Genomic DNA, 25,204 nt, shown 5'->3' with positions numbered 1-25,204 from the left:
GCCCCATTCCGCGCAACATTATTGCTTAGGGAGAGGTCAATGGACCCGCGTCAACGCCCGTATCGTTCGGTTTTGTATATTCCAGGCTCGAAAGAGCGGGCGCTGGACAAGGCGCGCACTCTGCCTGTGGACGCGATCATCTTCGATCTTGAGGATGCAGTCGCCGCTGACGAAAAACCCAACGCCCGCGAAACGCTAAAGGCGGCGTTGGCTGCCGGTGGCTATGGCGCGCGGGTCAAGATCGTTCGGATCAACGGGTTGGACACCGAATGGGGCCGCGCGGATGCCGAGGCCTTGCGCGACATGGACGCTGATGTGGTGCTACTGCCAAAGGTGAATTCCGCCGCGGATGTGGATGCGCTGGCCGCAATCACCGGTGATCTGCCGATCTGGGCGATGATGGAAACGCCACGCGGTATGTTGAACGCAGCCGAGATTGCCGCCCATCCCCTGATGACCGGGTTTGTGATGGGTACCAACGATCTGGCCAAAGAGCTTCAGACCCGTTTCCGCCCGGATCGACTTCCATTGATGACCTCGCTGGGCCTGTGTCTGCTGGCCGCAAAGGCCGAAGGCCTGATTATCGTCGATGGGGTCTATAACGCGTTCAAAGATACCGAGGGTTTGGCAGCTGAATGCGCTCAAGGTCGAGATATGGGCTTTGACGGGAAGACACTGATCCATCCGGCGCAGGTTGAGGTGACCAATGAGGCCTTCGCCCCGTCTGACGCCGAGATCGATCTGGCGCGCCGTCAGATCGCTGCCTTTGAAGAGACCGAGGCGCAGGGGCAGGGCGTCGCCGTCGTTGATGGCAAGATTGTTGAGAACCTGCATGTTGTAACTGCCCGCGAAATTCTGGCAAAAGCAGAGGCGATTTCAGCTTTGCAAGCGGGGTAAGCCAGCATGGGCTTTGTTCTTCTGATTTTGGGCGTGGCACTATGGTGGGCCGCGCATCTTTTCAAACGCGTGGTGCCCGAGCAGCGGGCAGCAATGGGAGATGCTGGTAAAGGCGTGGTGGCGCTGGCGCTGGTTGCCTCGATCCTCCTGATGATCTTCGGCTATCGCATGACCGATTTCATCTATGTCTGGGCCCCGCCGACTTTCCTGATCCACGTCAACAACCTGTTGGTTCTGATCGCGATCTTTATGATGAGCCCGGCTGGCCAGAAAGGCCGTCTGCTGAACAAGATGCGCCATCCGATGCTGGGCGGGTTCAAGCTTTGGGCGTTTGCGCATCTGCTGGTGAATGGCGATCTGGCCTCGATTGTCTTGTTCGGCGGTCTTTTGGCCTGGGCCGTGGTTGAAGTCATTGTGATCAACAAATCCGAACCTGATTGGACGCCGGGTGAACCGGGCACATATGGTAAGGACGCGATGTTCTTTGTCGCCTCAATCGTTTTGCTCGGAATCATCGGATATATCCACGGGTTGGTCGGCCCTTCCCCGTTCGGTGGATAGGGGCAACCAGTCATGGCAAAGCTCTACCGATTGCTGACCGAGGAAGACACCTCCGCGTTCTGCCACAAAGTATCAGATGCGCTGGCCAAAGGGTGGGACCTGTATGGCGACCCATCCTACGCGTTTGACGCGGAAAACGGTGTCATGCGTTGTGCGCAGGCCGTGACCAAAGAGGTCGAGGTCGATTATTCACCTGACATGAAACTGGGACAGCAATAATGGCAAAAACCAATCCGGGCAGATTTTTCGAGGACTATTCCGTAGGGCAGGTCCTGCCCCATGCGGTGCCCCGTACCGTGACGGATGGGGAGCGCGCGCTGTATCACGCGCTCTATCCGGCGCGCCACGCGCTCTATTCCTCGGACGAGTTTGCGCGGTCTTGTGGGTTACAGGTAAGTCCGCTTGATGATTTGGCGGCGTTTCATGTGGTGTTCGGCAAGACCGTACCGGATGTCTCGCTGAACGCGGTGGCCAATCTGGGCTATGCCGAAGGGCGCTGGATAAAACCGGTCTATCCAAGTGATACTTTGCGCTCGATCTCTGAGGTGATCGGGGTCAAGCAGAACTCGAACGGCAAAACCGGGGTGGTCTGGGTGCGCACCCGTGGTCTGAACCAGCTGGACGAGGTGGTGATCGACTATGTGCGCTGGGTTATGGTTCGAAAGTCGAACCCGGATGCGCCGGCGCCGGAAACCGTTGTGCCCGACCTAAAAATGGTTTTGGCACCGGAAGATCTGGTGATCCCCGAGGGTCTGGATTTCTCGAACTACGATTTCACTCTGGCGGGCGAGCCCCATCGCTGGGGTGATTACGCGATCGGTGAGACAATCGACCATGTGGATGGTGTGACCATCGAAGAGGCCGAGCATATGCTGGCTACCCGCCTGTGGCAGAACACGGCCAAGGTTCATTTCGATCTGACCTTCCGACCCGAGGGGCGATTGATCTATGGCGGTCACGTGATCTCGATGGCCCGGGCTTTGTCGTTCAACGGGTTGGCCAATGCGCAGATGATCGTTGGCCTGAACGGTGGTGCCCATGCGAATCCCTGTTTTGCGGGTGATACCATCAAGGCCTGGTCCGAGGTTTTGGACAAGGCCGAAACCAGCGTTCCCGGCGTTGGGGCTATTCGCTTGCGATTGGTTGCCACCAAAGGCGGTGCGCCGTTTGAGTTGCGCAATGAAGACGGCAAGTACCAGCCGCAGGTTCTGTTGGATCTGGACTACTGGGCGCTCATGCCAATGTGATTTCGTGCAGACCCTGCGATACATGCTAGGGTACTGCTATGATCCTGTTTCGCGCCTTGATCGCTTGCCTGTGTTTAACACCACCCGCTTGGTCTTGCGATTTGGCATTGGCTTTGGCTGTCGATGTTTCGGGGTCGGTCGACAGTGATGAATATCGCGTCCAGATGGATGGGCTGGCGGCGGGGTTGCGCGACCCGATTGTATCCGAAGCACTGGTGCGTGGGCAGGCGCGGTTGATGCTCGTGCAATGGACCGGTGCATCGCGTCAGCGGGTAACTATTCCCTGGACTCGGATCGACAGTTTCGACGCATTGGATGGGTTTGCCAGCAAAGTCGCACAAGATCCGCGCATCTGGCGAAACTTCTCAACGGCTATTGGTGAGGCGTTAGAGATGACGCTGGCCAGCTTTGATGCTGTGAACGATTGCAAACGTTTGTTGATCGATATTTCTGGCGATGGGGTCTCGAACGAAGGGGTCGAGCCTAATCAGATCCATCGCCTGCTTCGTGCCCGTGGCGTAACCGTGAATGCGATTGCCATCGAAGAATCCGAGCCCGATCTGACTGCCTATTTCTTTGAGAATGTCATCGTGGGCGAGGGTGCTTTTGTTGTGTCTGCCGCCGGGTTTGCTGATTACCCTGAACGTATTCGAAAAAAGCTGCTGCGCGAGGTAACACAGCAATCCGCCGACTTGAAATAAGCAAGGCAGATTCGTGATCACATTGCTTTCCTACTGAAATCGCTAACATAGGCAGTGCTGAATGCAATTTGTGATCACAGCTTTTATTTGCGTGATCACATATTGAAGAAATCACCCGTTTTGCGGTAATTTTACCTGTTTTTGCGGGTGCAGCACGTGACAGACCACCAAAAACCGGTAAAACGACAAGTAGCCAAAGTAAGAGGAGCCGCCATGGCCGATGTCAATCGGGGCAACCGCCCGCTCTCGCCACACATTATGATCTACCGTCCGCAGATGACCTCGATATCGTCGATCATGGTTCGACTGTCCGGTCTTGCGGCGTTCGCAATCGCGGCACTTGTTGTTTGGTGGTTGCTTGCTGCTGCCACGTCTGAGGCCGCATTTGCTGGCATCGACGGCTTTCTGCGCAGCTGGTTTGGTCAGCTTATCCTGACGGGTGGGGTCTGGGCACTGTGGTACCACACGTTGGGGCGCCTGCGCCACGTGATTTGGGATTTCGGCTATTGCCTGGATGTTTCGGTTTCCGAAAAGATGGGCATTGGCATGTTTGTCGGGGCGACCGTTCTGACCATCATCACCATGGCTTTGGTGTAAGGAGGATCGCGATGCAATACCTTACCGATCGCAAACGCGCGCAAGGCTTGGGCGCTGGGAACTCCGGAACGCAAACCCATTGGCGCACCATGGTTCGCGCGATGATACTAACCGTTCTGGTGCCCTTGTTCGTCTTCACTTTTGGTTACGGCATCGGCGGAACTTACGAAGAGGTTCTGGCCTATTTCGCCCGACCCTTCCCGGCCATCGTCACCGCCCTGACATTGGTCGTTGGCCTGCAACAGCTTATGTATGAGGCGCAAGAAACCATCGAGGATTACGTGCACGGGATCGCGGAAAAGATCACACTCGTTGCGATGTGGGCTTTTGGCTACACGCTGATGGCTGCGGGGCTTTTTGCCCTCGTCAAGCTGGCCCTGTGAAGACGCGCGGTAAGGATCAGAGATAATGACAGCAGCATATGAATATGAAACCCACGAATATGACGTCGTGGTTGTCGGAGCCGGCGGCGCCGGTCTGCGCGCAACGCTGGGTATGGCAGAGCAAGGCCTGCGTACAGCCTGTGTAACCAAAGTCTTCCCAACGCGCTCGCACACGGTTGCAGCGCAAGGCGGGATCGCCGCGTCGCTGTCCAACATGGGCCCGGACCATTGGCAGTGGCACATGTATGACACCGTCAAGGGCTCGGACTGGCTGGGTGATACCGACGCAATGGAATACCTGGCGCGTGAAGCGCCCAAAGCTGTATATGAGCTGGAACATTACGGCGTGCCGTTCAGCCGGACCGAAGAAGGCAAGATTTATCAGCGCCCGTTCGGTGGCCACACGACCGAGTTTGGCGAAGGCCCCGCCGTACAGCGGACCTGTGCCGCTGCGGACCGGACCGGCCACGCGATCCTGCACACGCTCTATGGTCAGTCGCTGAAGAACAATGCCGAGTTCTACATCGAGTATTTCGCCATCGATCTGATCATGTCCGAAGACGGGCAGTGTCAGGGCGTCGTCTGCTGGAAGTTGGACGACGGCACGATGCATGTCTTCAACGCCAAGATGGTGGTGCTGGCAACCGGCGGCTATGGCCGGGCGTATTTCAGCGCGACCTCGGCCCATACCTGCACCGGTGACGGTGGCGGTATGGTGGCGCGTGCGGGTCTCGCCTTGCAGGACATGGAATTCGTGCAGTTCCACCCGACCGGCATCTACGGCTCGGGCTGCCTGATCACCGAAGGTGCGCGTGGCGAGGGCGGGTATCTGACCAACTCGGAAGGCGAGCGGTTCATGGAGCGCTATGCGCCCCAGTACAAGGATTTGGCACCGCGGGACTATGTCTCGCGCTCGATGACCATGGAAATCCGCGAGGGCCGTGGGGTCGGTGGCGAAGGGGATCACATCCACTTGAACCTGTCACACCTGCCTGCCGAAGCTTTGGCCGAGCGTCTGCCGGGCATTTCGGAAAGCGCCAAGATTTTTGCCGGTGTCGACGTGACCAAAGAACCGATCCCGGTTCTGCCGACCGTGCATTACAACATGGGCGGTATTCCGACCAACTATTGGGGTGAGGTTCTGAACCCAACCGCTAAAGACCCGACTGCCGTAGTGCCGGGCCTGATGGCCGTGGGTGAGGCCGGTTGTGCCTCGGTCCATGGTGCGAACAGACTGGGTTCGAACTCGCTGATCGACCTTGTGGTCTTTGGTCGTGCCTCTGCGATCCGCGCCGGTAAGGTTGTGGATGCCGAGGCTCCGAACCCGGTTCTGAATCAGGCGTCGGTCGACAAGGCGTTTGACCGATTCGACACGGTCCGCAACGCCAGCGGTGCAATCCCGACCGCTGATCTGCGACTTGAGATGCAGAAAACCATGCAGGCTGACGCGGCTGTTTTCCGGACCGCCAAAACCATGGCCGAAGGGGTCGAAAAGATGACCGCGATTGCCGCCAAGATGGACGATCTGCAGGTCACCGACCGCTCGCTGGTCTGGAACAGCGACCTGATGGAGACATTGGAGCTGACCAACCTGATGCCAAATGCTCTGACCACTATTGTCGGGGCTGAAGCGCGCAAGGAATCCCGTGGTGCGCACGCCCATGAGGATTTCAGCGAACGGGACGACAAAAACTGGCGCGTTCACACCGTTAGCCGTGTTGACGGCACCAAGGTGGACCTCAGCTATCGCCCAGTGATCGTTGATCCGCTGACCAACGAAGACCAAGGCGGCATCAGCCTCAAGAAAATCGCGCCCAAGGCGCGAACCTTCTAAGGAGTGAATTGATCAGGCAATGGTGTGCGAACGCCACATACCCAAGGACAACGCCCTGACCTTTGGCCGTTTGTCACCGTTTAGTGCCCGGAGGCGGTCATGACGGTCGAGGTGCTGCACTCGGTTCAAACCGATCCGAAAATCATTCTGATCGGTTTGAACCGCTGCGCGACGACCTCGTTCCACAGGCTGTTTCAGGACAGTGGTATTCCGTCGGTGCATTGGGTGGATGAGCGGGGCGATAAGCTGGCGCATCGTATGATGACAAACATCGCCATGGGCCGCAAACCGCTGGATGGGTTTGGTGCTGTTCGGGCGTTTACAGATATCTCTTTTGTGAACGCGCGCTTCATGCTGGATGGCACTCGGTTTTTCCGCGAATTGCACGCCGCATATCCAGACGCCTATTTCCTGCTGAACACGCGCAATGTGGACGATTGGATCGCCTCACGCGCGCGTCACAGCAATGGCGGATATCTGGAACGGTGCTGCAAGGCAAACGGCCAGACCGCTGACGACGTCAAGCAAGGCTGGCGCCGTATGTATGACGTGCACCATGTCGAGGTGCAGGAGTATTTCGCTGGAAACCCCCGGTTTCTGCGCTTTGATATCGACCGGGACACCCCGCAGGCCATTGCCGACTGGCTATCCCCGGATTTTGACGTGAACATTGCCCATTGGGGGCATCATAATCGCGGCGCATCTGATCGCGCCCGGACAGGCTGAATGGAGAATTGACATGGTTCAACTGACCCTGCCCAAGAATTCCCGGATGACAACCGGCAAGACCTGGCCCAAACCGGAGGGCGCGAAAAACCTGCGCAAGTTCCAGATTTACCGCTGGAACCCGGATGACGGCCAGAACCCGCGTGTCGACACATATTTCGTCGATATGGATACCTGCGGTCCGATGATTCTGGACGCGCTGATCAAGATCAAGAACGAGATTGATCCGACCCTGACCTTCCGCCGGTCGTGCCGCGAGGGGATCTGTGGCTCTTGCGCGATGAATATCGACGGGATCAACACGCTGGCCTGTATCTATGGCATGGATGAGATCAAGGGCGACGTGAAAATCTATCCGCTGCCGCATATGCCGGTGGTCAAGGACTTGATCCCCGATTTGACCCATTTCTACGCTCAGCACGCATCCATCATGCCTTGGCTGGAAACCAAAACCAACCGTCCCGCGAAGGAATGGAAGCAGTCGATCGAAGACCGCAAGAAGCTGGATGGCTTGTATGAATGTGTGATGTGCGCCAGCTGCTCGACCTCGTGCCCGAGCTACTGGTGGAACGGCGACCGCTATCTTGGCCCCGCAGCATTGCTGCATGCATATCGCTGGATCATCGACAGCCGCGATGAAGCCACAGGTGAGCGTCTGGATGAGCTTGAGGATCCCTTCAAGCTGTACCGCTGCCACACGATCATGAACTGCGCTAAGACCTGCCCCAAGGGATTGAACCCGGCGGCGGCAATTGCGCAGATCAAGAAGATGATGGTTGAACGTTCGGTTTGACCCAAAAATCGCGCTTGCCGAGTTGCGGCAAGCGCATGTCCCTGTTGCGAAATCAACCGATGTCGACGGGCGCAAAACACCCTAGATTTGCGATAGGGAGGAGTGATGGGATCAACTCAGGATCACTCCGATGAAAACAACACCACAAACCCCAAAACCGACCGCCAAGGAAGCATTGGAAATGCTTGAACAGGCATGGGCCTACTACACGCCCGAGCCGTCGACTGTTCAGTCGCGTGAGCCCGAGCTTTTTGAGTACGCAAACGCAGCCTGAGGGCTTGCCATCGATGGATAGAATGGGCGAAACAGATTCATGCCCATACTATTGCTTCTTCTGGCCGCTGGGGTTTTTGCCTACTTTCTATGGCGCTCCCGCACGTCCTCACTGACGCGAGAATGCCGATGGCGGCAACATCGCGACGAAGGCCTGTGGGTTTGCGCCTATTGTGGCGCGAAGGTGGAAAGCGTGGATAGCCCAACGCAATGCTTGCGGTAGACATCGGGGAAATAGAAATCGGGCAGAAGCGAACTCTGCCCGTTCAGGTCTAGCCTGCGTCCGGAAAAGCGGCCTGCAGTGCAATTTCGACCATATCTCCAAAGCTGCTTTCGCGGTCGGATGAGGGCAGGGCCTCACCGGTTAGCAGATGATCAGACACCGTCAGGACGGCTAGAGCCCGGCATTTGTGCCGTGCGGCAAGAATATACAGCTCAGCGGCTTCCATCTCGACGCCCAACACACCATGGCGCACCATCTGCTCGTTTAGATCAGGGCGTTCATCGTAGAACACATCCGACGAGTAGATCCCACCGACATGGGTTGGCGTTCCTTTTGCCTTCGCCGCGTTGGCCGCCGCCTGCAGCAAGCCCCAATCTGCGCAGGGGGCAAAGTTCAGCTCTTTCATGATACCACGTGATGGCGTGCTGAGCGTCGTTGACGTCATCGCCAGAATAACGTCCCGAATATTAACGCTGTCCTGCATCCCTCCGCATGATCCGATCCGGATCAGCGTTTTGGCACCATAGTCCCGGATCAATTCATTCACGTAGATCGACAGGGACGGCATGCCCATGCCGCTACCTTGAATCGTTGCCGGATGGCCATTCCAACGGCCAGTAAAGCCCAGCATACCCCGAACATTATTGACCTGCTTGACGTCGTCCAGAAATGTCTCAGCCGCCCATTTTGCACGATACGGATCACCAGGCAAAAGAACGGTTTCAGCGATTTCGCCTTGTTCCGCGCCAATATGAATTGTCATTTCGGCCCCTATCTTGCTTAGATTTCCAAATCGGAAATATCTGCGCCAGATTTCAGCGCATCATGAATCCATTGCGGTTTCCGGCCGCGACCTGTCCAGGTTTGCGCCGGATCGGCCGGGTTGCGATATTTTGCTTTTGCCTTGGTGCCTTTAGCGGTGCGTGGTGCGTCATCAGACAATTCAGAAAGCGAGAAGCCAAATTCTGCCGCGGCTTTTTCTGCCGCTTTCAGCGCTTCTTTGCGTTCACGTTTTTCAGCATTTATCAGCGCTTTTTCGACATTGTCGCGCAAAGACAACAGCTCTTTCCGCGACATTTCTTCAAGATTGATCCCCATTGGTATTCTCCGTCCAGTATTTCGGTGCTGTACGCAAAGACGCGTGCGCGTTCACGCAACGCGATACCCTACCCCCAAAGAATTGGGAATAGAAACGGGGAATTTATTGGATTAAATGTCCGTTATTCTGCGGCCAGGTTTTTCGGATCCACCAATTCAACAATATCCCCCATGATCGAATTCAATTCGAAATTCTTGGGGGTATAGACTTTGGCGACACCCATGGCTTTGAGCTTTTCCGCATCTTCATCCGGAATAATACCGCCAACAACGACTGGTATGTGATCCAGACCGGCGTGACGCAAGCGGGACAGGACGTCTTCGACCAAGGGCAAGTGGCTGCCAGACAGAATAGACAGGCCGATGACATGCGCGTCATCCTCGGCAGCGGCGACGACGATCTCTTCGGGCGTCAGGCGGATACCCTCATAGCTGATATCCATACCACAATCCCGTGCGCGGAAGGCGATTTGTTCAGCCCCGTTCGAATGGCCGTCCAGACCGGGCTTGCCAACCAGAAACTTGAGACGGCGGCCTAGCTTGTCGCTGACAGCGTCCACGGCGGCGCGCAGGTCGTCCAAACCTTCGGTTTTGTTTGAGACGGACCCGGACACACCGGTCGGACCACGATAGGTACCATAGACCTTGCGCATTTCTTCGGCCCATTCGCCGGTGGTGGCACCCGCCTTTGCTGCCGCAATCGAGGGTTCCATCACATTGGTACCGTTCTGCGCAGCCTCGCGCAGCGCGGCCAGGGCGGCGGCAACCGCTGTATCGTCGCGCTCAGCGCGCCAATCGTTCAGGCGGTTGATCTGCTCCTGCTCGACAGCCGGATCAACAACCATGATCCCACCATCTTCGGTTTGCAGGGGCGAGGGTTCACCCTCGATCCACTTGTTCACGCCAACCACAACCGTCTCGTTGCGCTCGATCCGGTTTAGGCGTTCGGCGTTGGAATCGACAAGGCGGGATTTCATGTACTCGATTGAGGCGACGGCACCGCCCATCGAGTCCAGGTTCGCCAGTTCAGCACGCGCGCCGTTCTTCAGTTCTTCGACTTTGGCGTCGACTGCGGGGTTGCCATCAAACAGATCACCGTATTCCAGCAGGTCGGTCTCATAGGCCAAAATCTGCTGCATCCGCATCGACCATTGCTGATCCCATGGGCGCGGCAGGCCAAGCGCCTCGTTCCAAGCAGGCAGTTGCACCGCACGGGCGCGGGCCTTTTTCGACAGGGTCACGGCCAGCATCTCGATCAGAATGCGGTAGACGTTGTTTTCCGGCTGCTGCTCGGTCAATCCCAGCGAGTTCACCTGAACGCCATAGCGGAAGCGGCGGAATTTCGGGTTCTCAACGCCGTAACGGTCTTGCAGGATTTCGTCCCAAAGATCGACGAAGGCGCGCATTTTGCACATCTCGGTGACAAAGCGGATACCGGCGTTCACAAAGAACGATATCCGTCCACACAGCGCTGGGAAGTCCTCGGCTGGGACACGCGGGCGCAGTTCATCTAGCACTGCGATGGCAGTGGCCAGTGCATAAGCCAGTTCCTGTTCAGGTGTCGCACCGGCTTCTTGCAGGTGATAGGAACACACGTTCATCGGGTTCCATTTTGGCACATGTGTATAGCAATACTCGGCGACATCCGCGATCATCTTCAGCGATGGTTTGGGTGGGCACACATATGTACCACGGCTCAGGTATTCCTTGATCAGATCGTTCTGAACTGTGCCCTGCAGTTTCGAGACATCCGCGCCCTGTTCCTCGGCCACCGCAATATATAAGGCCAGCAACCAAGGGGCTGTCGCATTGATCGTCATCGAAGTGTTCATCTGTTCCAGCGGAATCTGGTCGAACAGAACCCGCATGTCACCCAGATGGCAGATCGGCACGCCCACCTTGCCGACCTCGCCCCGTGCTAACGTGTGGTCACTGTCATAGCCGGTCTGCGTTGGCAGATCGAAGGCCACCGACAGGCCGGTCTGACCTTTGGCAAGGTTTCCGCGATACAGCGCGTTCGAGGCTTTAGCGGTGGAATGACCGGCATAGGTTCGGATCAGCCAAGGGCGGTCTTTCTGCGTCTGCGTCATCGGCGGGCCTCGTGTCTCGAAGGGTAACAAAATTACGTCTTGGGGTTCTAAAGCGCAATTTTCAGGCCATGTCAATTCGCTGCGTTGCGGCATTTCAAGTTTGTTCAGATTGTGAGCCGCTCCAATTAGTGGCACTGTGCTGACATGACTCAGACCGTGGAGCTTCCGCTGTGGCTTTTTCTGTTGATCGTGGTCTTTGCCATGGTCACCTTTGCCTCGCATTTTCTGTTCCCCTCGGTGCGCTGGTTTTTTCGGCGCCGGTTGGAACGGGCCGTTTCCCGGTTGAATCAGCGCCTGCAAAGACCGATCCAGCCGTTTAAACTCGCGCGGCGGCATGACATGATCCAGCGGCTGATTTATGACCCACAGGTTGGTCAGGCCGTTCAACAGCATGCGCATGAAGAAGGAATCCCCGAAGCGGTCGCTTTTGAACAGGCGCGTCGTTACGCGCGCGAGATCGCGCCTTCTTTTTCGACCTTTATCTATTTCAGCTTCGCCATTCGTCTTGCCCGACTGCTCAGCAACACGTTCTACGATGTCCGCCTAAGCTATGCGGACGAAGCAGCGATCAAGAGGATTGATCCAGAAGCGACAGTGGTCTTTGTCATGAACCATCGCAGCAATATGGATTATGTGCTGGTCACTTATCTGGCCGCACAGCAATCCGCGCTGTCCTATGCGGTGGGTGAATGGGCGCGGGTCTGGCCCCTCAGCCGCTTGATCCGGGCCATGGGGGCTTATTTTATCCGTCGTAAGTCTGGCAGCGATCTGTATCGACAGGTTCTAGCCAGCTATGTCCGTCACGCGACCGAGGCCGGGGTGACACAAGCCATGTTCCCGGAAGGAGGGCTTAGCCTGACCGGCGCATTGGGGCGGCCAAAGTTAGGGCTTTTGAAGTACATCATCGATGGAACTTCGCCCGAAGGCCGGGATGTGGTCTTTGTGCCCGTCGCCCTGAATTACGACCGGGTTCTAGAGGATACGATCTTGACCCGTGCCGCATTGGGGTCTGAACGGCGATTTCACGCTCGGATCGGGGTGATCACGCGCTGGATTTTGAAACAGATCTGGCGCCGCTTGATTGGCCGTTACAAGCGGTTTGGCATGGCATCTGTTAGATATGGCAGGCCGATTTCGCTGAAACAGTTCAGTGGGGAGGGCCGGAGTGATCTGATGACAGATCTTGCCCGCGAACTCATGCAGCGTATTGGCGCTGCAATCCCCGTGGTCCCCGCACCGGCTGCCTGTGCGCTGCTACGCAACCATGGTCCGCTGTCCGAGCAAGATTTGAAAGCGCGTATTACAGGCTTGATGAAGGCGGATGACAATCGATTGTCCGAAAATGGCGATGCAGTGGATAATGCACTGGATCAACTGGTCGAGCGTCGACTCCTGAGCCGTGACGAAGGTATCTTCAGCCTGTCAGATCAACGCGTCGATCTTCAAAACTACTACGCGGCATCCGTTCCGGCGCGTGTGATTTCTGGGAATACTGCAGATGCGAAGGAATTTTCTGCATCTGCTGGGTCATAAAATTTCAAATTTCATGCAAAAACGGTTGCAATATTACTTGAGCGCCAATATTCACATTTTGAGACGCGCGCGATTCTGCGGCGCGGCAAAGGTATTGAGAGAAGGAGGCCAGCATGGCTTTGGACACCGAAAGCGGTATCGCGTCGTACGAGGCACCCGAAAAGGATCTCTATGAGATGGGGGAAATCCCTCCGATGGGGTTTGTGCCCAAGCAGATGTACGCCTGGGCGATCCGCAAAGAGCGTCACGGAGAACCAAATACCGCGATGCAGCAGGAAGTGGTTGATGTGCCCGAGTTGGACAGCAACGAGGTTCTGGTCCTCGTGATGGCGGCGGGCGTCAACTATAACGGCGTCTGGGCCGCACTGGGTCAGCCGATCAGCCCGTTTGACGGCCACAAAGCGCCCTATCATATCGCTGGTTCGGATGCGTCGGGTATCGTTTGGGCCGTGGGTGACAAGGTCAAGCGCTGGAAGGTCGGCGATGAGGTGGTGATCCACTGCAATCAGGACGATGGCGACGACGAGGAATGCAACGGCGGCGATCCGATGTATTCGCCCAGCCAGCGTATCTGGGGCTATGAAACGCCTGACGGCTCGTTCAGCCAGTTCACGCGCGTGCAGGCGCAACAGCTGATGCCGCGCCCCAAGCATCTGACTTGGGAAGAAGCTGCATGCTATACGCTGACGCTGGCCACCGCCTACCGGATGCTGTTCGGGCACGAGCCGCACGATCTGAAACCCGGTCAGAACGTTCTGGTTTGGGGCGCATCGGGTGGTCTGGGCTCGTATGCGATCCAGTTGATCAATACCGCAGGTGCGAATGCCATCGGTGTGATCTCAGACGAAAGCAAACGTGACTTTGTCATGGGCCTGGGCGCCAAGGGCGTTCTGAACCGCAAGGATTTTAACTGCTGGGGTCAGCTGCCCACGGTCAACACGCCCGAATACGCCGAGTGGTTCAAAGAGGCCCGCAAGTTCGGCAAGGCAATCTGGGACATCACTGGCAAGGGCAACAATGTCGATATGGTGTTCGAGCATCCCGGCGAAAGCACCTTCCCGGTCTCCACCTTCGTGGTGAAAAAGGGCGGTATGGTTGTGATTTGTGCCGGAACCACCGGGTTCAACTGTACTTTCGACGTGCGTTACATGTGGATGCACCAGAAGCGCTTGCAGGGCTCACATTTTGCGCATCTGAAGCAAGCCGCAGCGGCAAACAAGCTGATGGTCGAGCGTCGCCTGGATCCGTGCATGTCCGAAGTGTTCACCTGGAACGACTTGCCCGAGGCGCATATGAAAATGCTGCGAAACGAGCACAAGCCCGGTAACATGTCGGTCCTTGTTCAGGCGCCACGTACTGGCATGCGCACGTTGGAAGAGGTTCTGGACGCGCGGGGTTAAGACAACCACAATTCGTCTTTCGGCACCCGCGAATCACGGTTTCGGTTCGCGGGTGTTTTACTTTTTCGGACCAGATTTAAGGCTATCAATGGGTTGCGGAACCAGCCCTCGCTACTTTTGGGGAGTAGAAACCAGTGAATAGGCTGAAAAACATCACACATGTTATGGTTGTGTTAACTGTTCGTTAACTGTTTCAGAGAGACCCTGATGGCGCAGAATGAGTGGATTTTGGACGTATTGTCGGACCTCAACGCGTTTGCAGTTGCGAATGGGTTGACCGCGTTGGCTGAACAGTTGGATGACACCCGGCTGATCGCCGCCGCCGAGATCGCGTCCATCAAGGATAAGGTACAGGCGCCGGCGGATGGCAACAAAACTCGATTTGAGTCAAATCCTGCAGGATTTGGAAAACACCAGCACGCTTGACGAGCTCAGCGTCGTTGCCTTTCGATTACGCGATCATCTGAAGATCGAACATCTGACGTACCATTGGGTTGACGGGGCCGGAGATCAATACGGCTGTACGACCTATTCTGATGACTGGGACGCACGGTACCGGGAAAAAAACTATCACCGCATCGACCCTGTCATTCTGGGCTGTTTCCAACGATTTCATCCGGTTGATTGGAAGTCTCTGGACTGGTCTGGGAAAGTGTCAAAGGCGTTTTTGCAGGACGCACTGGATCATGGGGTTGGCAATCAGGGATATTCGATCCCGATCCGTGGGCCCAATGGGCAGTTCGCGCTGTTTACTGTCAATCACAGTTGTGACGATAAAACCTGGCAGAACTTCATTGCAGATTGTGGGCGCGAGCTGATTCTGGTGGCCCATTTCATCAACCGCAAGGCACTGGAGTTTGAAACGGATCGGCAACCCGAATCGACACGCAGCTTGTCCCCGCGTGAGATCGACGCAATGACATTGCTGGCTTTGGGTTATAGCCGTGCGCAGGTGGCGCATTCCCTATCGATTTCTGAACATACCCTGCGGGTTTACATTGAAAGCGCCCGCGCAAAGCTGGGCGCGCAAAACACAACCCATGCGATCGCCACGGCACTTAGCCGAGGATTAATAGTGGTTTAAGCCCCGCACGCCCTGAGAACAGATAATTAACCACGACTCTGTACCCCTTTCGTTCCTGCACAGGACGACAAGGGGAAAAAGTCATGTTGCGTTATCTGTATGCCGACGAGTTGCACAAATTTCCAACTTTGGCCGAGGGGATGTTTCTGGATCGCGCGGATCAGTTCAAAACCCGATTGGGCTGGGATGTTCGCGTGAATGCAAAAGGGGAAGAGCGGGATCAATACGATGATCTCAACCCGCTCTATGTCATTTGGGAAGAACCCGATGGCAGTCACGGTGGTTCAATGCGGGTATTGCCGACCACCGGACCGGTGATGATCAACGAAGTATTCGGGCACCTGAACGAAGGGGAGCCGATTTGCAGCCCGCTGATCTGGGAGGTGACGCGGTTTTGTTTGTCTCGAACGGCCAGCCCGCACACAGCCGGGGCCATTATGCTCAGCGGTGGTGAGATGATGGAAGGGTTCGGCCTGACCCATATTGCCGGTGTATTCGATGCCCGCATGATCCGGATCTACCGGATGATCGGCTCATCACCGGTTGTGTTGGGAACCGAAGGTAATGGGCGCGATCAGATTTCGGTCGGGTTGTGGCCCTACTCGGCGGATGACTGCAACCGTGTCGCCGCACGGGCTGGTATTCCAAGAGAGCTGTCCAGACTGTGGTTCAAAACGGCGTTTGGTTCCGGAAAACACCATCGGTTTGCTTTGTCCGCGTAACGAACGCGAAAACACCATTCGGCATCTGGCGATGGCTGGCGCGGCCTTGTAGGGTCGCGCCATGTCTTTGCCGCACGTGACCTTTTCTGAAGACCAGGCCGCCGCCTATGACAGCATCGCCGAGATGCTGCGCCAAGCCGGTGTAGACTTGGAAGATGACGCTTTGCTGAAGCTGCCGGGGGCAGGTAAGTCTGGCGCTATGGCCGTGATTGGCAAGGCCGGTTCGGGTAAGACTCTACTACTGGCGGAACTTTACAAGGCGTTGGCCGAAAGCGGTGTTCAGATCGTTTCGGGCGACTATGAAAGCCGCAAATCCCGAGACAAGCGGACGCTTGCGATTCTGGCCCCGACCAACAAGGCCGCCAGTGTGCTGCGCTTGCGCGGCGTGCCCGCCACCACCATTCACCGCATCCTCTATACACCCGTTTATGATCCGGAATACGAGCGCATCGCGGAATGGCTGGCCGGAAATGGCGAACGGCCCGAAATCGAGGGTCTGACCGATGAGGCGCTGGACCGCGCGGCAGCCTTTTATGAAAACAACAAGTCGATCCCCGGTGCACTGGCTGCAGCTGGGTTGCGAGGGTCGGATTTCATCACCGGTTGGAAACGTCGGGATGAGCCGCTGGATATCGGCTTTGTTGATGAAGCTTCGATGCTGGATGATCGTCAGTTCGAAGACCTGAAAGAGATTTTTCCGACCTTGCTGATGTTTGGTGATCCGGCGCAGCTGGCTCCGGTCAATCAATCCGGCAGCATGGTTTTCGAAACCCTGCCCGAGCCGCGCAAGCTGGAATTGCACCGGGTCCACCGGCAGGATGCCGACAATCCGATTCTTGATCTGGCCCACGCGCTGGCCGATCCGACCATGGGGTTTGAAGATTTCGAGCGGATGGTCGAAGACACAGCGCGCCGTGACGACCGTGTGGTTTGGGGGCAGCGGGTCGAGGTCGACCTGATGGCCCGTAGCCCTGTTTTGGTCTGGCGCAATGCAACGCGCATTCGTCTGATACAAGCCTTCAGGCAGGTACATGGGGCGCCGGATACCGAATTGCTGGAAGGTGAGCCGCTGATCTGTGACGGTATTGAGCTGCCGCTGAAACATCGCAAAAAGCGGCTGGACCTTGAGGCGCGCGGCCTGATCAAAGGCGCTCAGGTCATCTATCTGGGACCGGGGCGCAAACCGGGGTTTTCGCGCCTGCATGTAATGGGGGCAGAAGACCCGCAGGTCAGTGCCGCCTCGATTGTGCAGATCGAACAACCGGATGAAGAAGAACCTTTTATCCCCTATGCGGCTCGCATGGGTGCAACGTTTCTGCATGGTGCCGCAGTGACAATCCACAAGGCGCAGGGATCACAATGGGATACGGTGCAGGTCTTTGCCCCAGATATCTATGCAGCGGCCCGGATGGGGCGGACTGAGGCCGGGCAACCCCTTTGGAAACGGTTGGCCTATGTGGCGATCACACGCGCGCAGGAGCGCTTGATCTGGGTCGTGCGAAACCGGTTGTCGAAACCCACATATCCTTTGCGTGTTGATGACCTGAGGGCTGTCCCGGCAGCCTCACTGACGCTGGAGGTGGAAGAGACATGAAAACAATCATAGTCACCGGAGCGAGTTCAGGCATTGGCCGGGCCACGGCAGAGTTGTTTCTGGCCGAAGGTTGGACTGTGGGCTTGCTGGCCCGCAGTGCTGACAAACTGGCCGCAATTGCCGAAGGTCAGGCGCATGCGATACCGCTGGTTGCGGATGTCACGGACCCCAAGGCTGTCGATCACGCTTTTCAGACGTTTGAGGGCCAAACCGGTCGGCTGGATGTACTGTTCAACAATGCGGGCATCTTTGCCCCCGGCGGCACGATTGATGAAATCGCGCTGGAGGATTGGTATCACAGCATCAATGTGAACCTGAACGGCATGTTTCTGAGTGCCCGGGCCGCGTTTCGGAGTATGCGCAACCAATCCCCGCAAGGTGGCCGCATCATCAACAACGGGTCCATCGCCGCTCATGTGCCGCGTCCGAACTCGGTGCACTACTCGGCCACGAAACACGCGATCACGGGGTTGACCCGCAGCCTGTCTCTGGATGGGCGCAGTTTCGGCATTGCCTGCGGTCAGATCGATATCGGCAATGCGCGCACGCAGATGGTTCAGGGACTGGTTGATGCGGCCATTGCCAGCGGTGAAACACCCGACCCGACGATGGATGTTCAGGATGCTGCGCGTTCGGTCCTGCATATGGCCAATCTGCCGTCTGAGGCGAATGTCCAGTTCATGACAGTGATGGCCACCACCATGCCCTATATCGGAAGGGGTTAGGCTTTTTACTTTTCGCGCAGCAATCTGAACGCGGTTGAGGCACCCCAACCCGCTACGATTGCGATGACCAGCGACATCAGGCCATACCACACCGGTTGCTCGCGCGACATGGTATAAAGAAACCGCTCCAGCCCCACTTTGCGCACGTCAATCGTTGTCTCATAGCGCGACACGACCTCGCCGCCTCTTGTCAGAAAGATACGCGCCACATAGTCACCTTCGGTCAGGTCTGCAGGCATCGCAACCGAGGTGCGAAACAGGGTTTGCTCATCCACTGCCACCGTGTTTTCACGGATGGAATAGAGGTCTTCGCTTTCCCGAATGCGCACAACTGCTTCGGCGAAATCCTGAGCGCCTTGAATGTTCATCGCGGCGCCAACAGACCTAATGGCCCGCTCGATTGAGATACGATAGCGCAGGTCTTCGGTGTCGGTGATGATATCGTCAAACGGTGCGCTGGTGGCGACCGCATAAAAGCTGGGCGCAAGGTCGACCAGTACACTGTCGGTGTTGACCCAAATCCCTAGCCTGCGGGCCTTGCGGCGCACGGTGATGGGTTCTGACGGGCCTGCCAAGGCGACGATAACCTCAACCGGGGGACCTTCGGGGATTGGGGCCTCGCGTTTGATGGCGCCGAAGATCAGAATCTCGGACCCGTCGAAATTCGCGGTGATCGCGACGCGATCCTGACTGAGCCCAAGAACGACCTGTTCCTCTGCCGCGGTGGCAGGCAAGCACATCAGACATAGGGCGGCAAAGAACGCGCGGACCATCATCAATGCCCTCCGCTTGCGCCGAGGGAGTATAGCTCGCTCGGTTCCAGAAGAAGATCAAGCGCCAGCTTGCCACAGACCACAAGGACCAAAGCCGCCAGAAGAACGCGCAGTTGTTCGGCGGGCATGCGGGCTCCGATCACGGTACCGATCTGGGCGCCGATCACGCCGCCCACCAGCAAGAGAACGGCCAACACAATGTCGACCGTGTAGTTGGTGGTGGCATGGAGCATGGTTGTGAAGGCGGTGACGAAGATGATCTGGAACAATGATGTTCCGACCACAACCTTCGTCGGCATTCCCAGCAGGTAAATCATGGCCGGGACCATGATAAAGCCTCCGCCCACGCCCATGATGGCGGACAAGATGCCGACACACAGCCCGACGACAACCGGCGGGATGACCGAGATATATAAGCCAGAGGTGCGAAAGCGCATCTTCAGAGGCAGCGAATGCACCCAGCCACGTTGGCGTCGTTTGGCAGGCCCACCTGTGCCTTTCTTCACCCGCCGCAGGGCGCGCAGGCTTTCGACGAACATCAGACTGCCGATGACGCCCAGAAAGACGACGTAGCAGAGGGTGACCAACAGATCGACCTGGCCCAGGCTTTTGAGATAGTTGAAGATCACTACACCCACGGCGGCCCCGATTAGGCCACCCACCAGAAGCACTGTGCCCATCTTTAAATCTACGGTTTTTCGTCGAAGATGTGCCAGCACGCCTGAGAACGAAGACGCGACGATCTGATTGGCTTCGGTTGCAACAGCGACTGCCGGGGGAATGCCGATAAAAAACAGCAGAGGGGTCATCAGGAACCCCCCGCCGACGCCAAACATACCGGACAGGATGCCGACCATCCCCCCCAGCCCTAGTAGAAGAAAGGCATTTACAGAGACTTCGGCAATGGGAAGGTATATTTGCATGGTTTCTTCTAGGCGCGCCGGAAACGATTGCGCAACGATGCAATGCTGTCGCGGCGGGAACGGGTTGGCAATTGGATTCGACCCGAGTTCTGAACAGTCACAAGCCCAACGTCAACAGCGTACCAAGGCCGCCGAGCTGTGAATTCTATCCGAGACCAGAGGTTCATACCCTCTTAGAGCGGTTGCGGCATGCAAAATCAACTCTGCATGCCGCTTTGCAGCGAACAGGACCCAAATTTGTTCCAAACTGGACTTATCAGCGTTCCTTCACATAGGGTTCGCCGCCTGCGCGTGGGGGAACGGCCTTGCCGACAAACCCGGCCAGGATCACCACAGTCAGGATGTAAGGCAGGGCGTCCATCACCTGAACCGGGATCACGACCCCGCCCAGATCGATATTCTGGAACCGCAGGGCGATGGCTTGTAGCAGACCGAACAACAGGCACGCCCACATCGCATGCCATGGCCGCCATTTTGCGAAGATCAGAGCTGCCAAAGCGATGAACCCGCGACCGGCTGTCATTTCTTTGACAAAACCCGCCTGCAAGGCCGTAGCAAGATAGGCCCCGGCAATCCCGCATAGAATGCCGCAGATCGCAACGGCCGCAAACCGCAAGCCAACGACCGAAACGCCAGCTGTATCGACCGCCGCAGGGTTTTCACCCACGGCTCGCAGGCGCAGGCCAAACCGGGTGCGATATAGGATCCACCATGTGAGAGGCACCATTAGGAAGGCGACGTAGACCAGTATCGAATGTCCGGACAGAAGTTCCGAGTAGATCGGACCGATGACCGGAACGTTGCTTAGCGCCTCTGCAAAGGGGAACTCGATCGGTTCAAAACGGCCTCCGCCAAACAGGGACGGGGTGCGACCGCCTTGCTGAAACCAGCTTTGCGCGATCAGAACGGTCAGCCCCGAGGCCAGAAAGTTGATCGCCACGCCCGAGATCAGTTGATTGCCCCGGAAGGTAATCGAAGCCACCCCGTGCAAGGCCGACAAGATAAGCGACGCACCGATACCCGCCAAAAGACCCAGCCAGACTGATCCAGTCACTGCTGCAACGGCTGCCGAGAAGAAAGCAGACATCAGCATCTTGCCCTCAAGCCCGATGTCGAAGATGCCAGCTCGTTCCGAATAAAGCCCGGCCAGACAGGCAAGCAGCAGAGGTGTCGCAAGGCGAATGGTCGAATCGAGGACTTGAATGAGTGTGATAAAGAACTCCATCACTCCGCCCCTTTCCGCAGACCCAGAAACAGCTTTTCAAGCGGCATGCGCACCATATTGTCCAGCGCCCCTGTGAACAGGATAACCAGCGCCTGAATGACGACGATCAGCTCACGCGGGATCGAGGTCCAAAGCGCAAGCTCGGCCCCACCCTGATACAGGAAGCCAAACAGGAGCGCGGCAAGAAACACGCCAAACGGATGCGAGCGTCCCATCAGCGCGACGGCAATACCAATGAACCCGGCCCCTTCGGTCGAATTCAGGACCAGACGCTCCGCCTCGCCCATCACGTTATTAATTGCCATCAAACCGGCCAGCCCGCCCGAGATCAGCATGGCAATGATGGTGATCCGTACCGGCGAAATCCCAGCGTAAACGGCTCCGGTTTCGGTTTTGCCATAGGATCTAATCTCGTACCCAAGGCGCGTGCGCCAGATCAGAGCCCACACCACGACACAAGCCAAGATCGCCACGAAGAATGAGATATTGGCGGGTGCGCCTCGGAACATCACGTTCTCAGCGGTCGAGAACATGGATTGGAACGTCGGCAGATGTACGGCCTCGGGGAATCGCGCTGTAGCCGGGTCCTGCGAGCCCTGAGGGCGCATTACATTGACCAGCATGTAGTTCAGAAAGGCAGCAGCGATAAAGTTGAACATGATCGTGGTGATCACGATATGGCTGCCGCGCTTGGCCTGAAGATAGGCAGGGATTGCGGCCCATGCCGCACCGAACAAGGCGGCCCCAAGCGATGCGGCGGCCAGCGCAATACTCCAATGCGGCCAGGGAATGTACAGACATACCATGGCTACGCCAAGACCGCCCAGCATCGCCTGTCCTTCGCCGCCAATGTTGAACAGCCGCGCATGAAAGGCCACGGCCACGGCCAGCCCGGTGAACATGAAGTTGGTTGCGTAGTAGAGTGTATAGCCCCAGCCATAGGTCGACCCCAGCGCGCCCGTAACCATCAGGTTCACGGCTTCAACCGGGTTCTCACCAATGGCCAGAATGACCAGCGCCGATAGGATCGTGGCCAACAGCAAGCTGATCACCGGGATCAGCACGACATCGGCCCATTTAGGCATCTTTTCCATGCTTTAAGCGGCCTCTTCCGCAACACCGGCCATCAGCAGGCCCAGTTCTCTTTCATCGGTCTCGGCAGGCAAACGCTCACCCATGATATGCCCGTCGAACATCACGGCGATCCGGTCGGACAGCGAGAAGATCTCTTCCAGCTCGACCGAGACCAGCAGGATCGCTTTGCCCTGATCGCGCAGGGCGACGATTTGTTTGTGAATGAACTCGATTGCGCCAATATCCACGCCGCGTGTCGGTTGTCCGACCAGCAGCAGATCAGGATTCCGCTCGATTTCGCGTGCAACGACGATTTTCTGTTGATTGCCACCAGAAAAACTTTTGGCGGCCAGCCACGGGTCGGGCGGGCGCACGTCAAACTTGGCGATCTTGGCTTCAGTATCGGCGCGCAAGGCGGCGTTGTCCATGAACAGACCGCGCTGATAGGCGCGATCGCGGTGATAGCCAAAGGCAACATTCTCCCACGCGTGGAAGTCCATCACCAGCCCTTCGCGCTGGCGGTCTTCGGGCACATGAGCGATGTGCTGCGCGCGTCGTGCCTGACCATCCGATCCGGCACCGCTGAGCGCCAGCGGGGTGCCGTTCAGCTTGATCGAGCCTTGACCGGGGCGCATGCCACCCAGAACTTCCAACAGTTCCGACTGACCATTGCCCGCAACCCCTGCGATGCCGACGATCTCACCCGCGCGCACGGTCAGGTCGATGCCTTTGACCCGCTCAACGCCCGCGCTGTCGAACACCTGCAGGTTCTCAATTTCCAGTATGGGCTTGCCCGGTTGGGCGGGTACTTTGTCGACTTGCAGCAGTACCTTGCGGCCCACCATAAGTTCGGCCAGTTCTTCGGGGTTGGTCTCGGCAGTTTTTACGGTCGCCGTCATCTCACCGCGTCGCATGACCGACACGGTATCGGTGTTTTCCATGATTTCACGCAGTTTATGCGTGATCACGATGATCGTTTTTCCTTCGGTCCGCAGCCGATCCAGAATGCGGAACAGCTGATCCGCCTCAGAGGGGGTCAGAACGCCGGTTGGTTCGTCCAGAATCAGGATCTCGGCTTTGCGATAAAGCGCTTTCAGAATCTCGACCCGCTGCTGCATCCCGACGCCGATCTCGTCAATGCGTTTGTCGGGGTCGACGAACAGCTCGTATTCTTCTTCCAGCGCTTTCAGTTCTTTGCGGGCCTTGGCCAGCGACGGGGCCAATAGCCCGCCGTCTTCGGCACCCAGAACGATATTTTCCAGAACGCTGAAGTTTTCAACCAGCTTGAAATGCTGAAACACCATGCCGATGCCCGAGGCGATAGCCGCCTGGCTATCCGGTATCTCAGTCTTGGTGCCGTTGATCCAAATCTCACCTTTATCGGCTTTGTAAAAGCCGTAGAGAATGCTCATCAGCGTGGATTTGCCCGCACCGTTTTCACCGATGATCCCGTGGATCGTGCCGGGGGCGACGCTGATGGAAATGTCTTTATTAGCTTGAACCGGCCCAAAGGCTTTGGAAATCCCTTTGAGCTCAATGGCGGGGACGGTCATGTCTTGTCCTTGGGTTGCCGAAAGGGCCGCGTTTGCACATAGCGGCAGAGTGGAAACGGGACGGAAGGCCAAGCCTCCGTCCCGCGAAAGATCAGAATTGCAGTGCTGGGCAGCTGTCGTTCTCGTAGTAGCTGACAACGGTCACATTGCCGTCGATGATGTCCTGACGTGCCTTGTCGACCGCGCCTTTCATGTCATCCGAGACCAGCGAGGCATTGTTGTCGTCCATTGCGACGCCCACGCCTTCTTCGGCCAGACCCATTGCGAATACGCCGGTCTCAAGTCCTTCGCCCGCGCTCATAGCGTCGTAGACGGCCACGTCCACGCGTTTCAGCATCGAAGTCAGAACTTTGCCCGGGTGCAGGTGGTTCTGGTTGCTGTCTACGCCGATCGACAGGATGCCTTCGTCGGCTGCGGTTTGCAGAACGCCGACACCGGTGCCGCCTGCGGCTGCATAGATCACGTCAGCACCCTGGCTGATCTGCGCCTTGGTCAGCTCGGACCCTTTCACCGGGTCGTTCCAGGCCGCCGGGGTGGTGCCGGTCATGTTGGCAACAACTTCGATATCCGGGTTCACAGCTTTGGCGCCTTGCGCATAGCCGCAGCCAAAGTGGCGGATCAGCGGGATATCCATACCGCCGATAAAGCCAACGGTGCCGGATTCCGACGCCATCGCGGCCATCATGCCAACCAGGTAGGAGCCTTCGTGCTCGGCAAATCCGATCTGACGGATGTTTGGTGCATCCAGCCAAGTGACGTCGACGGCGACAAATTTGGTGTCCGGATAGTCACCGGCAACGGCCGACAGCGGATCGGCCATGGCAAAGCCCATGGTGATGATCGGGTTCGCGCCCGCTTCGGCAAAGCGGCGCAGTGCCTGTTCGCGCTGGGCTTCAGATTGCAATTCGATCTCGCGGTATGTACCGCCGGTTTCCTCGGCCCAGCGTGTGGCGCCATTGTGGGCCGCCTCGTTGAACGATTTGTCGAACTTACCGCCCAGGTCAAAGATCAGCGCGGGCTCGGCCAGAGCAGTGCCAGCTGTCAGTGCGACCGCCGCAGCGGCACCCATCAAAGATTTCATCAGGGTCATTTTTTACTCCCGTTGGTTTTTGTCGGTCCGGAACCAAGATAGCCCCGTTTACCCACTCAGAGCGAGCATAACCGTTGTGATGACG

27 protein-coding genes are annotated in these 25,204 nt (G+C 57.3%); 18 read left to right on the top strand and 9 right to left on the bottom strand.

Annotated elements, in window-relative coordinates:
* Positions 1-39 precede the first annotated feature (39 nt).
* The 11 genes from ACR0JX_RS13780 to ACR0JX_RS13730 all read left to right on the top strand — a co-directional run bounded on the left by ACR0JX_RS13780 (position 40) and on the right by ACR0JX_RS13730 (position 8,013).
* Complete coding sequence (locus ACR0JX_RS13780; RefSeq protein ID WP_480544357.1) at positions 40-897, top strand: HpcH/HpaI aldolase/citrate lyase family protein; 858 nt, start codon at positions 40-42, stop codon at positions 895-897.
* Positions 898-903: 6 nt separating this feature from the next.
* Complete coding sequence (locus ACR0JX_RS13775; protein ID WP_353011985.1) at positions 904-1,458, top strand: NnrU family protein; 555 nt, start codon at positions 904-906, stop codon at positions 1,456-1,458.
* Positions 1,459-1,470: 12 nt separating this feature from the next.
* A complete protein-coding gene (locus ACR0JX_RS13770; protein WP_480544356.1) occupies positions 1,471-1,677 on the top strand; it encodes a DUF1737 domain-containing protein in 207 nt (68 codons plus the stop codon).
* The gene (locus ACR0JX_RS13765; protein ID WP_480544355.1) at positions 1,677-2,705 is read left to right on the top strand and encodes a MaoC family dehydratase; all 1,029 of its coding nucleotides are present in this window, start codon (positions 1,677-1,679) and stop codon (positions 2,703-2,705) included. The genes ACR0JX_RS13770 and ACR0JX_RS13765 overlap by 1 nt, the downstream gene beginning before the upstream one ends.
* 38 nt (positions 2,706-2,743) lie before the next feature.
* The gene (locus tag ACR0JX_RS13760; protein ID WP_480544354.1) at positions 2,744-3,406 is read left to right on the top strand and encodes a DUF1194 domain-containing protein; all 663 of its coding nucleotides are present in this window, start codon (positions 2,744-2,746) and stop codon (positions 3,404-3,406) included.
* 213 nt (positions 3,407-3,619) lie between these two features.
* Positions 3,620-4,003 carry a succinate dehydrogenase, cytochrome b556 subunit gene (gene sdhC / locus ACR0JX_RS13755; RefSeq protein ID WP_480544353.1) on the top strand — a complete coding sequence of 128 codons (384 nt, stop codon included), beginning with the start codon at positions 3,620-3,622 and terminating at the stop codon, positions 4,001-4,003.
* 11 nt (positions 4,004-4,014) lie between these two features.
* Positions 4,015-4,386, top strand: a complete 372-nt coding sequence (locus ACR0JX_RS13750; protein ID WP_480544352.1) for a succinate dehydrogenase, hydrophobic membrane anchor protein — start codon at positions 4,015-4,017, stop codon at positions 4,384-4,386.
* Between the two features lie 25 nt (positions 4,387-4,411).
* Positions 4,412-6,220 (top strand): succinate dehydrogenase flavoprotein subunit, encoded by a 1,809-nt coding sequence (gene sdhA / locus ACR0JX_RS13745; protein WP_480544351.1) that lies wholly within the window; start codon positions 4,412-4,414, stop codon positions 6,218-6,220.
* A gap of 99 nt (positions 6,221-6,319) precedes the next feature.
* The gene (locus ACR0JX_RS13740) at positions 6,320-6,946 is read left to right on the top strand and encodes a sulfotransferase (protein ID WP_480544350.1); all 627 of its coding nucleotides are present in this window, start codon (positions 6,320-6,322) and stop codon (positions 6,944-6,946) included.
* 13 nt (positions 6,947-6,959) lie between these two features.
* On the top strand, positions 6,960-7,739 hold the full coding sequence (locus ACR0JX_RS13735; protein ID WP_170535844.1) for a succinate dehydrogenase iron-sulfur subunit: 780 nt from the start codon (positions 6,960-6,962) through the stop codon (positions 7,737-7,739).
* A gap of 130 nt (positions 7,740-7,869) precedes the next feature.
* Entirely contained in the window at positions 7,870-8,013 is a 144-nt protein-coding gene (locus ACR0JX_RS13730; RefSeq protein WP_353011959.1) for a hypothetical protein, read from the top strand.
* 271 nt (positions 8,014-8,284) lie between these two features.
* Here ACR0JX_RS13730 and deoD read toward each other — a convergent pair whose 3' ends face one another.
* The 3 genes from deoD to ACR0JX_RS13715 form a co-directional block, all read right to left on the bottom strand.
* A complete protein-coding gene (deoD, locus tag ACR0JX_RS13725; RefSeq protein WP_480544349.1) occupies positions 8,285-8,998 on the bottom strand; it encodes a purine-nucleoside phosphorylase in 714 nt (237 codons plus the stop codon).
* Positions 8,999-9,015: 17 nt separating this feature from the next.
* Entirely contained in the window at positions 9,016-9,333 is a 318-nt protein-coding gene (locus tag ACR0JX_RS13720; RefSeq protein WP_480500099.1) for an H-NS histone family protein, read from the bottom strand.
* Between the two features lie 122 nt (positions 9,334-9,455).
* Positions 9,456-11,516 carry a protein meaA gene (locus ACR0JX_RS13715; protein WP_480544348.1) on the bottom strand — a complete coding sequence of 687 codons (2,061 nt, stop codon included), beginning with the start codon at positions 11,514-11,516 and terminating at the stop codon, positions 9,456-9,458.
* A gap of 51 nt (positions 11,517-11,567) precedes the next feature.
* Here ACR0JX_RS13715 and ACR0JX_RS13710 point away from each other — a divergent pair, with 51 nt between their 5' ends.
* The 7 genes from ACR0JX_RS13710 to ACR0JX_RS13680 all read left to right on the top strand — a co-directional run bounded on the left by ACR0JX_RS13710 (position 11,568) and on the right by ACR0JX_RS13680 (position 18,481).
* Entirely contained in the window at positions 11,568-12,956 is a 1,389-nt protein-coding gene (locus ACR0JX_RS13710; RefSeq protein WP_480544347.1) for a 1-acyl-sn-glycerol-3-phosphate acyltransferase, read from the top strand.
* A gap of 113 nt (positions 12,957-13,069) precedes the next feature.
* Entirely contained in the window at positions 13,070-14,356 is a 1,287-nt protein-coding gene (gene ccrA, locus ACR0JX_RS13705) for a crotonyl-CoA carboxylase/reductase (protein ID WP_353011947.1), read from the top strand.
* Positions 14,357-14,563: 207 nt separating this feature from the next.
* Positions 14,564-14,782 (top strand): hypothetical protein, encoded by a 219-nt coding sequence (locus tag ACR0JX_RS13700; protein WP_480544346.1) that lies wholly within the window; start codon positions 14,564-14,566, stop codon positions 14,780-14,782.
* Entirely contained in the window at positions 14,721-15,440 is a 720-nt protein-coding gene (locus ACR0JX_RS13695; protein ID WP_480544345.1) for a helix-turn-helix transcriptional regulator, read from the top strand. The genes ACR0JX_RS13700 and ACR0JX_RS13695 overlap by 62 nt, the downstream gene beginning before the upstream one ends.
* Positions 15,441-15,523: 83 nt before the next feature.
* On the top strand, positions 15,524-16,162 hold the full coding sequence (locus tag ACR0JX_RS13690; RefSeq protein ID WP_480544344.1) for an acyl-homoserine-lactone synthase: 639 nt from the start codon (positions 15,524-15,526) through the stop codon (positions 16,160-16,162).
* A 61-nt stretch (positions 16,163-16,223) separates the two neighbouring features.
* On the top strand, positions 16,224-17,756 hold the full coding sequence (locus tag ACR0JX_RS13685; RefSeq protein WP_480544343.1) for an ATP-dependent DNA helicase: 1,533 nt from the start codon (positions 16,224-16,226) through the stop codon (positions 17,754-17,756).
* Positions 17,753-18,481, top strand: coding sequence for an SDR family oxidoreductase (locus ACR0JX_RS13680; protein WP_480544342.1), 729 nt, complete (start codon positions 17,753-17,755; stop codon positions 18,479-18,481). The genes ACR0JX_RS13685 and ACR0JX_RS13680 overlap by 4 nt, the downstream gene beginning before the upstream one ends.
* Before the next feature lie 5 nt (positions 18,482-18,486).
* On the opposite strand, the gene ACR0JX_RS13675 is transcribed toward ACR0JX_RS13680, so the two are convergent.
* From ACR0JX_RS13675 to ACR0JX_RS13650, 6 genes are all read right to left on the bottom strand, one after another.
* Entirely contained in the window at positions 18,487-19,254 is a 768-nt protein-coding gene (locus ACR0JX_RS13675; RefSeq protein WP_480544493.1) for a TIGR02186 family protein, read from the bottom strand.
* A gap of 2 nt (positions 19,255-19,256) precedes the next feature.
* A complete protein-coding gene (locus ACR0JX_RS13670; protein ID WP_170535866.1) occupies positions 19,257-20,177 on the bottom strand; it encodes a sulfite exporter TauE/SafE family protein in 921 nt (306 codons plus the stop codon).
* Positions 20,178-20,433: 256 nt separating this feature from the next.
* Complete coding sequence (locus ACR0JX_RS13665; RefSeq protein WP_170535868.1) at positions 20,434-21,402, bottom strand: ABC transporter permease; 969 nt, start codon at positions 21,400-21,402, stop codon at positions 20,434-20,436.
* Positions 21,402-22,496, bottom strand: coding sequence for an ABC transporter permease (locus ACR0JX_RS13660; protein WP_480544341.1), 1,095 nt, complete (start codon positions 22,494-22,496; stop codon positions 21,402-21,404). The genes ACR0JX_RS13665 and ACR0JX_RS13660 overlap by 1 nt, the downstream gene beginning before the upstream one ends.
* 3 nt (positions 22,497-22,499) lie before the next feature.
* Positions 22,500-24,029 carry an ABC transporter ATP-binding protein gene (locus ACR0JX_RS13655; RefSeq protein ID WP_480544340.1) on the bottom strand — a complete coding sequence of 510 codons (1,530 nt, stop codon included), beginning with the start codon at positions 24,027-24,029 and terminating at the stop codon, positions 22,500-22,502.
* A 91-nt stretch (positions 24,030-24,120) separates the two neighbouring features.
* Positions 24,121-25,119 (bottom strand): BMP family lipoprotein, encoded by a 999-nt coding sequence (locus tag ACR0JX_RS13650; RefSeq protein ID WP_480544339.1) that lies wholly within the window; start codon positions 25,117-25,119, stop codon positions 24,121-24,123.
* Between the last annotated feature and the right edge of the window lie 85 nt (positions 25,120-25,204).

This window comes from Ruegeria sp. AH7, assembly GCF_056541325.1.
Note: the sequence above shows the minus strand (reverse complement) of the source record. Positions and strands in the feature narration are given on the sequence as shown.

What these genes read in the sequence shown, in the direction of transcription:
- ACR0JX_RS13780 (WP_480544357.1), top strand. Translation starts at nt 40, where the DNA reads ATGGACCCGCGTCAACGCCCGTATCGTTCGGTTTTGTATATTCCAGGC.
- ACR0JX_RS13775 (WP_353011985.1), top strand. Translation starts at nt 904, where the DNA reads ATGGGCTTTGTTCTTCTGATTTTGGGCGTGGCACTATGGTGGGCCGCG.
- ACR0JX_RS13770 (WP_480544356.1), top strand. Translation starts at nt 1,471, where the DNA reads ATGGCAAAGCTCTACCGATTGCTGACCGAGGAAGACACCTCCGCGTTC.
- ACR0JX_RS13765 (WP_480544355.1), top strand. Translation starts at nt 1,677, where the DNA reads ATGGCAAAAACCAATCCGGGCAGATTTTTCGAGGACTATTCCGTAGGG.
- ACR0JX_RS13760 (WP_480544354.1), top strand. Translation starts at nt 2,744, where the DNA reads ATGATCCTGTTTCGCGCCTTGATCGCTTGCCTGTGTTTAACACCACCC.
- sdhC (WP_480544353.1), top strand. Translation starts at nt 3,620, where the DNA reads ATGGCCGATGTCAATCGGGGCAACCGCCCGCTCTCGCCACACATTATG.
- ACR0JX_RS13750 (WP_480544352.1), top strand. Translation starts at nt 4,015, where the DNA reads ATGCAATACCTTACCGATCGCAAACGCGCGCAAGGCTTGGGCGCTGGG.
- sdhA (WP_480544351.1), top strand. Translation starts at nt 4,412, where the DNA reads ATGACAGCAGCATATGAATATGAAACCCACGAATATGACGTCGTGGTT.
- ACR0JX_RS13740 (WP_480544350.1), top strand. Translation starts at nt 6,320, where the DNA reads ATGACGGTCGAGGTGCTGCACTCGGTTCAAACCGATCCGAAAATCATT.
- ACR0JX_RS13735 (WP_170535844.1), top strand. Translation starts at nt 6,960, where the DNA reads ATGGTTCAACTGACCCTGCCCAAGAATTCCCGGATGACAACCGGCAAG.
- ACR0JX_RS13730 (WP_353011959.1), top strand. Translation starts at nt 7,870, where the DNA reads ATGAAAACAACACCACAAACCCCAAAACCGACCGCCAAGGAAGCATTG.
- deoD (WP_480544349.1), bottom strand. Translation starts at nt 8,998, where the DNA reads ATGACAATTCATATTGGCGCGGAACAAGGCGAAATCGCTGAAACCGTT.
- ACR0JX_RS13720 (WP_480500099.1), bottom strand. Translation starts at nt 9,333, where the DNA reads ATGGGGATCAATCTTGAAGAAATGTCGCGGAAAGAGCTGTTGTCTTTG.
- ACR0JX_RS13715 (WP_480544348.1), bottom strand. Translation starts at nt 11,516, where the DNA reads ATGCCGCAACGCAGCGAATTGACATGGCCTGAAAATTGCGCTTTAGAA.
- ACR0JX_RS13710 (WP_480544347.1), top strand. Translation starts at nt 11,568, where the DNA reads ATGACTCAGACCGTGGAGCTTCCGCTGTGGCTTTTTCTGTTGATCGTG.
- ccrA (WP_353011947.1), top strand. Translation starts at nt 13,070, where the DNA reads ATGGCTTTGGACACCGAAAGCGGTATCGCGTCGTACGAGGCACCCGAA.
- ACR0JX_RS13700 (WP_480544346.1), top strand. Translation starts at nt 14,564, where the DNA reads ATGGCGCAGAATGAGTGGATTTTGGACGTATTGTCGGACCTCAACGCG.
- ACR0JX_RS13695 (WP_480544345.1), top strand. Translation starts at nt 14,721, where the DNA reads ATGGCAACAAAACTCGATTTGAGTCAAATCCTGCAGGATTTGGAAAAC.
- ACR0JX_RS13690 (WP_480544344.1), top strand. Translation starts at nt 15,524, where the DNA reads ATGTTGCGTTATCTGTATGCCGACGAGTTGCACAAATTTCCAACTTTG.
- ACR0JX_RS13685 (WP_480544343.1), top strand. Translation starts at nt 16,224, where the DNA reads ATGTCTTTGCCGCACGTGACCTTTTCTGAAGACCAGGCCGCCGCCTAT.
- ACR0JX_RS13680 (WP_480544342.1), top strand. Translation starts at nt 17,753, where the DNA reads ATGAAAACAATCATAGTCACCGGAGCGAGTTCAGGCATTGGCCGGGCC.
- ACR0JX_RS13675 (WP_480544493.1), bottom strand. Translation starts at nt 19,254, where the DNA reads ATGGTCCGCGCGTTCTTTGCCGCCCTATGTCTGATGTGCTTGCCTGCC.
- ACR0JX_RS13670 (WP_170535866.1), bottom strand. Translation starts at nt 20,177, where the DNA reads ATGCAAATATACCTTCCCATTGCCGAAGTCTCTGTAAATGCCTTTCTT.
- ACR0JX_RS13665 (WP_170535868.1), bottom strand. Translation starts at nt 21,402, where the DNA reads ATGGAGTTCTTTATCACACTCATTCAAGTCCTCGATTCGACCATTCGC.
- ACR0JX_RS13660 (WP_480544341.1), bottom strand. Translation starts at nt 22,496, where the DNA reads ATGGAAAAGATGCCTAAATGGGCCGATGTCGTGCTGATCCCGGTGATC.
- ACR0JX_RS13655 (WP_480544340.1), bottom strand. Translation starts at nt 24,029, where the DNA reads ATGACCGTCCCCGCCATTGAGCTCAAAGGGATTTCCAAAGCCTTTGGG.
- ACR0JX_RS13650 (WP_480544339.1), bottom strand. Translation starts at nt 25,119, where the DNA reads ATGACCCTGATGAAATCTTTGATGGGTGCCGCTGCGGCGGTCGCACTG.